The following is an 11,935-nucleotide window of genomic DNA, read 5'->3' as shown; positions in this document are numbered from 1 at the left end:
GCTCAACCGTCTTGCTTGCGGCGCACGCCCGGTTCGCGCGAGCGGCCGGCCTGCTCGAGCGCGCCGAGGTAGGCCTGCCAGTTGCGCTCGTGATTGCGGCCCAGCTCGGCCAGCAATTGCCAGGAATAGATGCCGCTGGCGTGGCCATCATCGAACCGCAGCTGCAGCGCGTAGTTGCCGACCGGCTCGACAGCCATGATCTTGATGTACTTGCGCCCGTAGACGAGTACCTGTTGACCGGGCCCGTGCCCCTGCACTTCGGCACTCGGCGAATGCGTGCGCAGGTATTCGGCCGGCAGCTCGAAGCGCTCGCCATTGTCGAACGCGATCTCGAGCACCTGCGACACCTTGTGCAGGACGATGTCGACCGGGAACAACGTGCTCATGCGCGGGCCGGCGCCAGCCGCGTGCTCAGGGGTGGTCGCGCAGCGACGAGGCCCGCGGTTGCTGCGGATCGCCCGGCGCGCCGGCCACCTGCCACAGCGCGTCGAGATAGCCGGTGCCGAAACCGATCGAGCCAAGCGCCTCGTATTCGTAGGCGCCGGTGTCGGGATACCACTGCGCATTGGGGTCGATCTCGCGCAGGATCAACGCGTCGGCCTCGACGTCGACCAGCTGGCCGACGTAGCTGATCTCGCCTTCCTCGTCTTCGACCATGTTGAGCGAAATCAACGGCGCCTGCGCCATCGCCGAGCGCGCGATCGCGGCCCAGTCGTCGAGCCGGAACGACGGCGGCACCTGCAGGCTCTCGCCGCGCAGTGCCAGCGCCTTTTCCACGAACTCCTTGGCCGGATCGGCCTCGAGCGCGCTGATGTCGGCGATCGCAAGCGCCACGTAGCCGTCGAACCGCAGCGTATCGCCGATCTCGGCCACCAGGCAGAAGTCGCGCGACAGCGCCACCACATAGCCATGGATCGCGCCGGGTTGCAGGCGTTCGCGACGGATGCGGAGCGGAATGCGCTGCGCGAAGGCCTCGCGCAGCTCGGCGCGCACGCCGCGCGCCTTGAAGGGCACAACCGTGTTCATGTGTGTATGGTCGGACAGTGCGGCGGCGGGTGCAAGCTCAAAGAATGTAGCGCGACAGATCCTCGTCCTTGACCAGCGCCGCCAGATGCGCATCGACATAGGCGGCATCGATGCGGTAGTGCTGGCCACTGCGGTCGGACGCTTCGTAGGAAATCTCGTCGAGCAGGCGTTCGAGCACCGTGTGCAGGCGCCGCGCGCCGATGTTCTCGGTGCGCTCGTTGACCTGGAAGGCCACCTGGGCGAGCCGCTCGATGCCATCGGAAGTGAACTCCACGGCCACGCCCTCGGTGCCCAGCAGCGCCACGTACTGCTTGGTCAGCGCGTGGTGCGGCTCGGACAGGATGCGGCGGAAATCCTCGGCGGTGAGCGCGGCCAGTTCGACGCGGATCGGAAAGCGCCCCTGCAACTCGGGCACGAGGTCGGACGGCTTGGCCAGCGAGAACGCGCCCGATGCGATGAACAGGATGTGGTCGGTCTTGACGATGCCGTACTTGGTCGACACCGACGAGCCCTCGACCAACGGCAGCAGGTCGCGCTGCACGCCTTCGCGCGACACGCCCGCCCCGCTCCATTCGCCGCGCTGGGCGACCTTGTCGATCTCGTCGATGAACACGATGCCATTCTGCTCGGCGTTGGCCAGCGCCTGGGTCTTGATCTCTTCGTCGTTGACGAGCTTGCCGGCTTCGTCCTCGACCAGCAGCGGTCGCGCCTGCGCGATCGTGAGCTTGCGCGTCTGCGTCTTGCCGCCCTGCAGCGACTGGAACATGCCGCGCAACTGGTTGGTCATCTCCTCCATGCCCGGCGGCGCCATGATCTCGACGCCGACGTTGACCGCCACCTCGAGCTCGATCTCGCGCGCGTCGAGGGCGCCCTCGCGCAACTGCTTGCGCAGCTTCTGCCGGGTTTCGGCCTCGCGCGGATCGGGCAGGCTCGGTTCGTTGGCGAAGCCCACGCCCTGCCGCCGTGGCAGCAGGGCATCGAGGATGCGCTCCTCGGCACGGTCCTCGGCCTGCGAGCGCACGCGCGCCTTGGCCTGCTCGCGCGTCATCTTGACCGCGGCGTCGGCCAGATCGCGGATGATCTGCTCGACGTCCTTGCCGACGTAACCGACCTCGGTGAACTTGGTCGCCTCGACCTTGATGAACGGCGCATTGGCCAGCGCCGCCAGCCGCCGCGCGATCTCGGTCTTGCCCACGCCGGTGGGACCGATCATGAGGATGTTCTTGGGCGTGACTTCGTCACGCAATGCGGGTTCGAGCTGCATGCGCCGCCACCGGTTGCGCAGCGCGATCGCCACGGCGCGCTTGGCTGCGTTCTGACCGATGATGTAGCGGTCGAGCTCGTTGACGATTTCGCGGGGAGTGAGTTCGGACATTGGGGTGGCGGGATGGGTGGTTGGGGAGGGGCGACTCGGGGTTCGGGACTGGGGATTGGACGCGGGTCAGCCGCAACCGGAATCGGGGGATGGGAGCCGCGGCACGGACCTGCCTTCACCCATCACCCATCCCGAATCACAGCTCTTCGATCGTCACGTTGTGGTTGGTGTAGATGCAGATGTCGCCGGCGATCTTGAGCGCACGCTCGACGATGGCGCGGGCATCGAGCCCGGTGCCCTCGAGCAGAGCCTTGGCTGCGGCCAGCGCGTAGGGTCCGCCCGAGCCGATCGCGAGGATGCCCTGCTCGGGTTCGAGCACGTCGCCGTTGCCCGAGATCAGCAGCGAGGCCTCCTTGTCGGCCACCGCCAGCATCGCTTCGAGCCGACCCAGCCGGCGATCGGTGCGCCAGTCCTTGGCCAGCTCGACCGCGGCGCGGGTGAGATTGCCGCCGTGCTTGTCGAGCTTGGCCTCGAACAGCTCGAACAGCGTGAACGCATCGGCCGTGGCGCCGGCAAACCCGGCCAGCACATCGCCCTTGCCGAGCCGGCGGATCTTGCGCGCATTGGCCTTCATCACCGTGTTGCCGAGCGTGACCTGACCATCGCCGCCAATGACGATGCGGCCTTCGCGGCGCACCGAGACGATCGTGGTGGCGTGGAAACTTTCCATGGTGAGCAGGCTCCGCGGCAAAAGTCCGAGGTGCGGGCAGGCCCGGCAAATCCAAGGCCCAGGACAGCAATCGCCTGCGGTCCGGCGGCCTAGCCGCCGCGTTTGCGGTGGGCGCGTGGATGGGCGCCGTCGTAGACCTTGGCCAGATGCTGGAAATCCAGGTGCGTGTAGACCTGCGTGGTGGCGATGTCGGCGTGGCCGAGCAGTTCCTGCACTGCGCGCAGGTCGCCCGAGGATTCGAGCAGGTGGCTGGCACAGGAATGACGCAACAGATGCGGATACACGCGCTTCCACACGCCCTGCTGCTGCGCGCGCCGCTTGAGCCGCGCACGCACGCCATTGGGGCTCAGCGGCCGGCCGCGCACGCCGCGCACCAGCGGATCGTCCGGACCGCAGCCATCCTGCCCACGCAGCGCCGCCAGCGCCGCCAGCGCCTTGGCGCCAACCGGCACGATGCGCGTCTTGCTGCCCTTGCCGGTGACGCGCAGCGTGCCTTCCTGCGCGTCGAGATCGCGCCAGCGCACGTCGCACAGCTCCGACACGCGCAACCCGCTCGAATAGAGCAGCTCGAGCAGCGCGCGGTCGCGCACCGCCTCGGCATCATCGCCCGGCACCTCGACGAGCTGGCCCATCTCGTCGGCGTCGAGCACCTCGGGCAGCTTGCGGCGCAGCTTGGGCGTGCGCAGGCCCAGGGCCGGGTTGACCGCGACCACGCCTTCGCCGGCGAGGTAGCGGAAAAAGCCGCGCCAGGCCGAGGCCGTGTGGCGCAGCGTGCCGGCGGCGAGATCGTGCCGGTGCAGGTCGGCCAGCAGCGCCTGCAACTGCTCGCCGCGCACCTGCGACCAGTCGGCGAGCGCAAGCTGTTGGGCGCGCTCGTGCAGGCGCGCCAGTGCTCGCGCGTAGTTGGCGAGTGTGCCGGCGGCGCAGCCGCGCTCGACGCGCAGCTTCTGCAGGTAGCCGTCGACGGCCTGCTGCAGCGGCGCGGCCATGTCAGGTCAGCGGGAACCGCGCGACCGCGGTGGAGATCGCCTCACCGATGAGCTTGAGGAAGACGGTGCCCATGCCGGGATGAAAGCGATTCGGATCGGTACTGCCGATCGCAAGCATGCCCACGCCAATGGGCAGCAACACGGCCGATTGCACCTGCTCGGCACGCGCGCCGAACAACGCGTCGAGCTTGTCCTGCTGCAGGCGCCCGCACAGCGGTTCGCCGCGCTTGAAGAATTCGTCGAAGGCCGGGAAGGCCACGCTGCCGGCCGGCTCGGCGATGAGCCAGTCGGCAGCCGGCAGATCGGGATCGGCGCGGAACAACACCAGGCGCACGAACAGCGAGGCGCCGGGCGCGGCGCCGGTATAGGCCGGCGGGTCGCGGAAATCCTCGGCCAGCGCCGCCACCACCGCCGTGGCGGTTTCGGGCAGGCTGCGGGCACGCATCAGCGCCAGCGTGAGCGTGTGCACGCGCACCATCAGCGCTTCGTTCTCGTGCGCGATCTCGACCAGTTCGTGCAGGCGGCGGCCGAGCTCGCGATTCTTGTCGCGCAGCACGTCGAGCTGGTAGCTGGCCAGCGAGGCCGCCTTGCCCTGTTCGCGCGGCAATTGCAGCGCCAGCGCAATGTCGGGAAACGCCGACAGGAAATCGGGATGGCGCCGCAGGTAGCCGGCCACATCCATCGCGCTCAATCCGTCCTTGACGCTGAATTCGCTCATGGGTTCCTCATCGGTGCGCCTCGCCGCCACATGATAGGCGAAGCGGCGCCCAGGCTCACGATCCGACCAGCATGTCGGGATCGAGCTCGCCATCGAACACGAATGCCGCCGGTCCGCTCATGCGCAGCGCCGCCTCGCCGCCGGGCCAGTCGATCTGCAGTTCGCCACCCGGCAGACGCACGCGCACGCTCGCATCGAGCCGGCCGCGCCGCCGCAGGATCGCCACCGCGGCGCAGGCGGCACTGCCGCAGGCCAGCGTCTCGCCGACAGCGCGCTCCCACACCCGCAGCGCGACCGCATCGCGCCCCAGCACCTGCACGAAACCGACGTTGCAGCGCTGCGGAAACTGCGCGCAATGCTCGATGCGCGGGCCCAGCGTGGCCACCGGCGCAGCGGCGATGTCGGCCACCTCGACCAGTGCATGCGGATTGCCCATCGATACCGCACCGATGTCGATCGCCTCGCCAGCCAGATCGAGCCGGTAGCTGTCGGCCGTGCTCGCAGCGAGCAACGGAATGTCGGCCGGCGCGAATCGTGGCACGCCCATCGCGGCGGCGACGCGGCCGTCATCGCCGAGCTCGACTTCGACCACGCCGGAAGGACTCATCAGCCGCGTCACGCCGACCCCGAGCACGCCCTCGCGCGCCAGCCAGCGTGCCACGCAGCGCAAACCGTTGCCGCACTGCCCCGAGCGCGAACCATCGGCATTCCAGACGCCGTAGGCGAACGCGCAATCGGGCTGTGGGCTGCGTTCGATGGTCAGCAGCTGGTCGAAGCCGACGCCGCGATGACGGTCGGCCAGGCTGCGGATCTGCGCGGCGGTCAGGGTCAGCGGCGCGGCGCGGCAGTCGAGCACGACGAAGTCGTTGCCGATGCCGTGCATCTTGGCAAAGCGCAGACCCATGCGCGCTCAGCGCGGGGGCGGCGGGGCCGCCGCGAGCGCCGCGGCCGATGCCGACGCCCCAGGCCGCACCAGCGGTCCCTTGTTGCCGCAGGCGGCGAGCAGCGCCGCGATCACGGCCACGACACACAGGCGGGCGATACGACAGGACATGGACTGATCCGGCGCTGAAAGACCGGCGCAGTATAACGACGCCGGCGCTGCCGAGCGGCTATGCTTGGCCCATGTCGTTGTTGCCGTTCGTGACTGCCTGCTACGTCGGCGCCGGCGTCCTCGCGCTGGGCATGCTGGCGCAACTGGTCGCCGCGCGGCGGCGCTGGCGTGCGCGGCGGCGCCTGGCGGCCGGCCATCGTCTGGTCTGGGCGCTGCTGCTGGCGCTTGGCGCCGCGCTCGTTGCAGTGGTCGGCAGCGCCGTGCTCGGCTACCAGCGGCTGACGGCCGAAACGCCGCTCGCGCGCATCGAGGCGCACCAACTCGCGCCGCAGCGCTATGCGGTGACGGTGACGACGCCGGCCGGCGAGCGCCACAGCCTCGAACTCGGCGGCGACCAGTGGCAGCTCGATGCGCGCATCATCAAGTGGAAGCCCGGCGCGATCCTCGCCGGCGCGCCGGCGCTGTACCAACTCGACCGCATCGGCGGCCGTTACACCGACCTCGCGCGCGAACGCGAGGCGCCACGCAGCGTGTTCGCGCTGTCCACGCCACACGCCTTCGACCTGTGGCAGCTCGCGCAGCGCTGGCCGCAGTGGCTGGACTGGATCGATGCCGACTACGGCAGCAGCGCCTATCTGCCACTGGTCGACCAGGGTCGCTACGAGGTGACGCTGGCGGCGGCCGGCGGCCTCATCGCGCGGGCAGCCGACGCACACACCGCGCAGGCGTTGCGCGCACAGGGTTGGACCCGGCCATGAGCGATGCCGCGCCGGCGCCACGCTCGCGCCTGCGCTGGGCCTGGTGGCTGCTGGCCTGGCTCGCGCTGGGGCTGGCCGTGCTCGGCGTGATCCTGCCGGGCCTGCCGACCGTACCGTTCGTGCTGCTGTCGGCGTTTGCGGCCGCGCGCGGCTCGCAGCGCCTGCACGCGCGGCTGCTGGCCGATCCGCACATGGGGCCGATCATCCGCAACTGGCAACAGCACGGCACGGTGGCCCGCCGCACCAAGTGGACCGCGCTGGGAACGATGTGCCTGAGCGGCGTGCTGCTGCTCGTCTTCACGCCGCTGCCGGGCGCGATCGCCGGCATCGTCATCATGGGCATCACCGCGCTGTGGCTGTGGCGCCGGCCGGAGCCTGCTCAGCACAGCGACTTGCAGTAACGCAGCGCGTCGGCGCCGTCCTCGTAGTAGGCGCGGCGCGAGCCGCAGCGCTGGTAGCCGAGCCGTTCGTACAGCCGCTGTGCGCCGGCGTTGTCGCAGCGCACCTCCAGGCGCAGGGCATTGGCGCCGCGCCGGCGTGCGGCGCGCTCGGCGGCCACCAGCAGCCGCGCGCCGATGCCGCGGCCACGCTGGCCCTTGGCCACCGCGATCGAGTACAGGCGCGCAACCTTGCTGCCGCGGCGGAACAGCAACAGCATCGCGCCGACCACGTGGCGTTCGCTGATCGCAAGCAGCACACCGGCGCTGAGGCTTTCCAGGTGGTGACGCCATTGCCGGCGACTCACACGGTCGGCGTCGAAGGCGGCGTTTTCGAGCATCACGATCGCGTCGAGATCGTCGCGCGTGGCACGCCGCACCCTGACCTCGGTCGAGGCGTCGTCGCCAGCGAAGATGGAAGAGACGGCGGCAAGCACGGCGCGCAGCCTAGTGGTGCGTCGCGCCCTGCGCAACGCGCCGACCCCCGGCGTTCATGGCCGCTTCATCGGCTTGCCGCCGCGCTTGTGTCACACTGCGCGCCGCGCAATTGGCGCCCCCCACCCCGGCCATCCAGACCCATCCCGTTCCGATCGCATGAGCCGGCTCGTCATCGTCGTCGAGAAAGCCTCGGACTGGGGTTCCTACTATCCGTCCGACAACGTCGTCACGGCGCAGGACTACCTGCGCGAATCGCTCGGTCGCGACGACGAGCGCGTGCAGGTCATCAACCTGTGCCGCAGCTACAAATACCTGGGCACCGGCTACTACGTGTCGCTGCTGGCCGAGGCACGCGGCCACAAGGTGATCCCGTCGGTGCGTGCGATCAACGACCTGCGCCGGCGCTCGCTGTACGGCCTGGACATCGAGGACCTCAACGCCAAGCTCGGCAATTTCCTGCCGGCCGGCGGCCGCGACACCACCGACCTGGGCATCCTCGTCTACTTTGGCGAGACCTCGTATCCGGCGTTGGCCGATCTCGCGCGGCAGGTGTTCGAACTGTTCCCGTGCCCGATCCTGCGCCTGGAATTCGAGCGCGAGCGGGTCTGGCAAATCGCCGCGATCAAACCGACCGGCCTGCACACGCTGTCGGACCAGCAGGAAGACGCCTTCGCGCAGGCGCTCGACCAGTTTTCCAGAAAGCTGTGGCGCAAGCCGCGCGCGCGGCGCAAGTTCCGCTACGACCTCGCGATGCTGGTCGATCCCCAGGAAGCAATGCCGCCGTCGAACAAGCGTGCGCTCAAGGCCTTCGTCGAGGCCGGCGCCGAACTCGGCATCGAGGTCGACAGCATCACGCGCAACGACTACGCGCGACTGGCCGAGTACGACGCGCTGTTCATCCGCGCCACCACCGCGCTCGACAACCACACCTACCGCTTCGCCAACCGGGCCGAGAAGGAAGACATGGTCGTCATCGACGATCCCGGCTCGATCCTCAAGTGCACCAACAAGATCTATCTGCACGACCTGCTCAAGTCGCGCAAGCTGGCCACGCCGCGCACCGAGATCCTGTACCGCGACGACCCGAAGCGGCTGGCCGAGCTGCCCGACCAGCTCGGCTTCCCGATCGTGCTCAAGATTCCCGACGGCTCGTTCTCGCGCGGCATCGTCAAGGTGGAAAACGCCGACGCGCTCAAGCGCGCCGCCGACGACCTGTTCCAGCACACCGCACTCGTGCTCGCGCAGGAATTCATGTTCACCGATTTCGACTGGCGCATCGGCATACTCAATCGCGAGCCGCTGTATGCGTGCAAGTACTTCATGTCGCGCGGACACTGGCAGATCTACAACCACGCCGCCAAGGGCACCGCCAAGACCGGCGGCTTCGAGACGCTACCGGTACGCGGCGTGCCGACCGAAGTGCTCAAGCTGGCGCAGAAAGCCACCGCACCGATCGGCGATGGCCTGTATGGCGTCGACCTCAAGCAGGTCGGCGACCGCCTGGTCGTGATCGAGGTCAACGACAATCCGTCGATCGATGCCGGGGTCGAGGACGCCTACCTCGGCGAAGACCTGTATCGCCGCATCATGGACGAGTTCCTGCGGCGCATGGAGCGCAAGCGCATGGGCCTGCGTGACTGAGGTGCAATGAGCATTGAGGCGAATCGACGCGCTGCGGCGCCCATCGTCGCCGGCGCGGCGATCGTTGTTGCTGCGGTGACATTCATCATCGTTCCCGCCTGGCAGTTGATCGGCCCGGGCCCGTTCGATTGGCACGTGCGCCAGCCGGCATTCTGGCAAGGCGGCATCGAGGCGCTCGCTCTGGCCGCGCTACTCGCCGCAGGACTGGCGATCAATCGTGGCGGCGCCCTGATCGGGCTGGTCGCGTTGCCGGCGGCGCTGTACCTGCGCCGGCACGCCGTCGACGCCGGCGTCGGGCTCGACTTGCTGCAGCTGGAAATCACGGTCGGCGTGGGCATGGCGCTGGGACGCGCGTTGCGAGTGCCGCCGGCACGCACCGCGCTCGGCTATGTGCAGGCCTTCGTCGCCGGTTTCGCGCTGTGGAGCGTGTGCGCGTGGAGCTTGCAGGCGCTCGGCATCGGTTCGCTGCGCGCGATGGGGTGGCTTGCTGTCGCACTGGCCATGCTGGCCTGCGGCGGCGGACATCGCCCGTTGCTCGTCTTTCTATGGCAAGCAGTGCGCGAACGCGAGCTCGCCGACCGCATCTGGTGCGGTGTGCTGGCGGCATGGTTGCTGGTGCTGTTCGCGCGCGCCGCCACCGCGATCGGATTCGACACCCAGTGGTACGGCCTGCGCAGCCCGTTCGTGCTCGTGCCGGGCGGTTCGGTCTACGAATCACTCGGCCTGGTTTCGCCAGTGCACTATTTTCCGAAGATCTACGAGGTCTTTTCATTGTCGCTGTACGTGCTCAAGGATCACGTGGCGATAAACGGCTTTTCCATCGTGCTACTGCTGCCGCTGCTGCTGATCTGCGGTGAGCTGATGCGCCGCTGGAACACGCCGCAGCGTGCGCGCCTGCCGCTACTGGCGCTGATCGCAACGCTGCCGGCGCTGGCTGACAACGCCTCGGCCAAGCCTGACATGCTGGCGACCTTGCTCGTACTCACTGCCGCGGTATTTGGCTTCGATGCACTACGCCGTCGTTCGCCAGCCGCGTTGGCGTGGCAGATGGCCTGCATCGCGCTGGCCTGCAGCGCCAAGATCACCGCCATCCCGTACGCCGGCATGGTGCTGCTGGCGACGCTGGCGGCATGGCCGCGTGCCTCATCTGCTGCCACGCAGGCAAACGAAACCGAACAGTCGGCGCGACAGGCCTGGGTCGTTTTGGCCCTGTCCGCCGTCGCCGCCATGTTCGTCGCCGCGCGCACGCTGCTGCTGGCTGGCGTTCCAACCATCGGCCCCGATCCATTGGTCAACCTCTGGCGCGCGCTGGGCATGGACCTGGCGGCACCGGCCGGAACGCTGTCGTGGACGAACCGGCAGGACTGGAGCGACGTGCCGACATTGCTCGTCGACTTGCTGTTTCGGCCGCAACGCCTCGAACACATCGTCATCAGTTGGGTCGGCAACGTGTGGCTGTGGCTGTGGGCGATCGCGGGCGCCGCCGCAATCGCGACATCGCATCGCGCCGTGATGCCGGCCCGCAGTCACGTGCCGGTGTGGGTGCTGATCGCAACCGGGCTCGCACTGGCGATCGGCAATCGCTACCAGGTGCGCGGCGGCGATGGCAACTATTTCGTGTTTTCCCTGCTGCCGGCGATCGTCTGCGCGGGCACGGCCGCGTTCCGACACCTCGCCGCCAGACCACGCGTGCTCGCGGCCACATTGGCGTGCCTGCCACTGTTCGTGGCGTTCCAGGCAGCCTACTGCTTTGCCAGCGTGGCGTGGACCCCGGGGACGCGTGCGTTCGACCTCGACCTGTCGCAGTCACCGCGCAGCATGCGCCGGCTGCGCAACTCGCAGCTCGAACGCGCCGGCATGGCGCGCATCGCGGCCATCCTGCGCGAATTGCCGCCGACCACCCGTGTCGTCGGCGTCGCCGAAACGCCGGCTCAGTTCTGGCTGCCGGCACGCTTCGAGGACTTGCCGATGGCTTCCTACTCACGTCCACGGTACATCGCCGACCCGCGTGCAGTCCGCCAGTTCCTGCGCGCAGACGGGGTGCGCTACCTGGTGATGCCGCTGGAAGGCGTCAAACAGCCGCGGTCGATCCACGTGCCGCCGTCAGTCGCCGAAGCCGCGCAACAACTGGCCGCGCTGCCTGGCGCGCGGCGCATCGACGACGAGCACTATTACCTGCTCGACCTCAGCGCCGTCGACGCCGACACGCTCGCGCCGGAGCGCGGTTGGCCCGACTAGAACACCTCACCGCGCAGGGCGCTCGCGCCACAGGCGCCGCCGTCGCTCAGGCAGAGTGATCGTTGGCCGGCAACGGCCGTTCGAGGTGGCGTGCGGCAGCTGCTGCAGCCCTGCCGGGCCGCGTCCGGGGCTGGCGCGGCAGGCGCACGGCGGCATTCCGACCGCGCACGCGCCGCCGCAGCGCGCTCATCGCGGCGACGCCACAGCGGGCAAGGCGCGCCCGTGCCAGCCACGCAAGGTCGAACAACGGCGCGCCGATGAGCCAGAACGCGGCGCTCCAGCCGCCACCGCGACTCCACAGCAGGCCCGGCGCGAGTGCCGCGCTCGCCAATCCGGCGCACAGCCACAGCAGCAGCAGGCTCGGCAGCCATGCCGCGGCGCTGCCCGCGCCCGCGGCGGCGGCGCGTCGGGATCGGGGGCCGATCCGCCGCAGCGCGTGCCGCGCCGGCGGCAGGTGACTCGGCACGGCGGCAGGCAGGCTCAGCGGGGCAAGCAGCATGGCGTTCTCCTTTCGAGTGCTGCCGTGAGCCTGCCGTGCCGACGTCTCACCGGCTGCGATGGCGAGGGCGGTACGCGCGGCCTGCATGCGAT

General features: G+C 69.3%; 13 protein-coding genes. 4 read left to right on the top strand and 9 right to left on the bottom strand.

What is annotated here, in order from left to right; translation table 11 throughout:
• Positions 1-2 precede the first annotated feature (2 nt).
• The 7 genes from KF903_RS04045 to dapF all read right to left on the bottom strand — a co-directional run bounded on the left by KF903_RS04045 (position 3) and on the right by dapF (position 5,682).
• On the bottom strand, positions 3-386 hold the full coding sequence (locus tag KF903_RS04045) for a DUF971 domain-containing protein (RefSeq protein WP_291211324.1): 384 nt from the start codon (positions 384-386) through the stop codon (positions 3-5).
• Positions 387-411: 25 nt separating this feature from the next.
• A complete protein-coding gene (locus tag KF903_RS04040) occupies positions 412-1,026 on the bottom strand; it encodes a hypothetical protein (RefSeq protein ID WP_291211321.1) in 615 nt (204 codons plus the stop codon).
• Between the two features lie 37 nt (positions 1,027-1,063).
• Positions 1,064-2,401, bottom strand: a complete 1,338-nt coding sequence (gene hslU / locus KF903_RS04035) for an ATP-dependent protease ATPase subunit HslU (protein WP_291211319.1) — start codon at positions 2,399-2,401, stop codon at positions 1,064-1,066.
• A gap of 136 nt (positions 2,402-2,537) precedes the next feature.
• Positions 2,538-3,071, bottom strand: coding sequence for an ATP-dependent protease subunit HslV (hslV, locus tag KF903_RS04030; protein ID WP_291211316.1), 534 nt, complete (start codon positions 3,069-3,071; stop codon positions 2,538-2,540).
• 89 nt (positions 3,072-3,160) lie between these two features.
• Positions 3,161-4,060 (bottom strand): tyrosine recombinase XerC, encoded by a 900-nt coding sequence (locus KF903_RS04025; RefSeq protein ID WP_291211313.1) that lies wholly within the window; start codon positions 4,058-4,060, stop codon positions 3,161-3,163.
• A 1-nt stretch (position 4,061) separates the two neighbouring features.
• A complete protein-coding gene (locus KF903_RS04020) occupies positions 4,062-4,778 on the bottom strand; it encodes a DUF484 family protein (protein WP_291211310.1) in 717 nt (238 codons plus the stop codon).
• A 55-nt stretch (positions 4,779-4,833) separates the two neighbouring features.
• On the bottom strand, positions 4,834-5,682 hold the full coding sequence (gene dapF / locus KF903_RS04015) for a diaminopimelate epimerase (protein WP_291211307.1): 849 nt from the start codon (positions 5,680-5,682) through the stop codon (positions 4,834-4,836).
• Between the two features lie 221 nt (positions 5,683-5,903).
• Here dapF and KF903_RS04010 point away from each other — a divergent pair, with 221 nt between their 5' ends.
• Positions 5,904-6,590 (top strand): hypothetical protein, encoded by a 687-nt coding sequence (locus tag KF903_RS04010; RefSeq protein ID WP_291211305.1) that lies wholly within the window; start codon positions 5,904-5,906, stop codon positions 6,588-6,590.
• On the top strand, positions 6,587-6,991 hold the full coding sequence (locus KF903_RS04005; RefSeq protein ID WP_291211302.1) for a YbaN family protein: 405 nt from the start codon (positions 6,587-6,589) through the stop codon (positions 6,989-6,991). Before KF903_RS04010 ends, KF903_RS04005 begins: the two co-directional genes overlap by 4 nt.
• On the opposite strand, the gene KF903_RS04000 is transcribed toward KF903_RS04005, so the two are convergent.
• Complete coding sequence (locus tag KF903_RS04000; RefSeq protein ID WP_291211299.1) at positions 6,970-7,464, bottom strand: GNAT family N-acetyltransferase; 495 nt, start codon at positions 7,462-7,464, stop codon at positions 6,970-6,972. The two genes, KF903_RS04005 and KF903_RS04000, sit on opposite strands and share 22 nt — an antisense overlap.
• A gap of 157 nt (positions 7,465-7,621) precedes the next feature.
• On the opposite strand from KF903_RS04000, the gene KF903_RS03995 reads away from it, so the two are divergent.
• Together KF903_RS03995 and KF903_RS03990 are read left to right on the top strand one after the other, a co-directional pair.
• Positions 7,622-9,106, top strand: coding sequence for a RimK family protein (locus tag KF903_RS03995; protein WP_291211296.1), 1,485 nt, complete (start codon positions 7,622-7,624; stop codon positions 9,104-9,106).
• 6 nt (positions 9,107-9,112) lie between these two features.
• On the top strand, positions 9,113-11,344 hold the full coding sequence (locus KF903_RS03990) for a hypothetical protein (RefSeq protein WP_291211294.1): 2,232 nt from the start codon (positions 9,113-9,115) through the stop codon (positions 11,342-11,344).
• A gap of 46 nt (positions 11,345-11,390) precedes the next feature.
• Here KF903_RS03990 and KF903_RS03985 read toward each other — a convergent pair whose 3' ends face one another.
• Positions 11,391-11,843 carry a hypothetical protein gene (locus KF903_RS03985; protein WP_291211292.1) on the bottom strand — a complete coding sequence of 151 codons (453 nt, stop codon included), beginning with the start codon at positions 11,841-11,843 and terminating at the stop codon, positions 11,391-11,393.
• Positions 11,844-11,935 lie beyond the last annotated feature (92 nt).

The sequence above is a fragment of the Dokdonella sp. genome, from assembly GCF_019634845.1.
GTDB lineage: Bacteria > Pseudomonadota > Gammaproteobacteria > Xanthomonadales > Rhodanobacteraceae > Dokdonella_A.
This window is presented reverse-complemented; position numbering and strand designations above follow the sequence as displayed.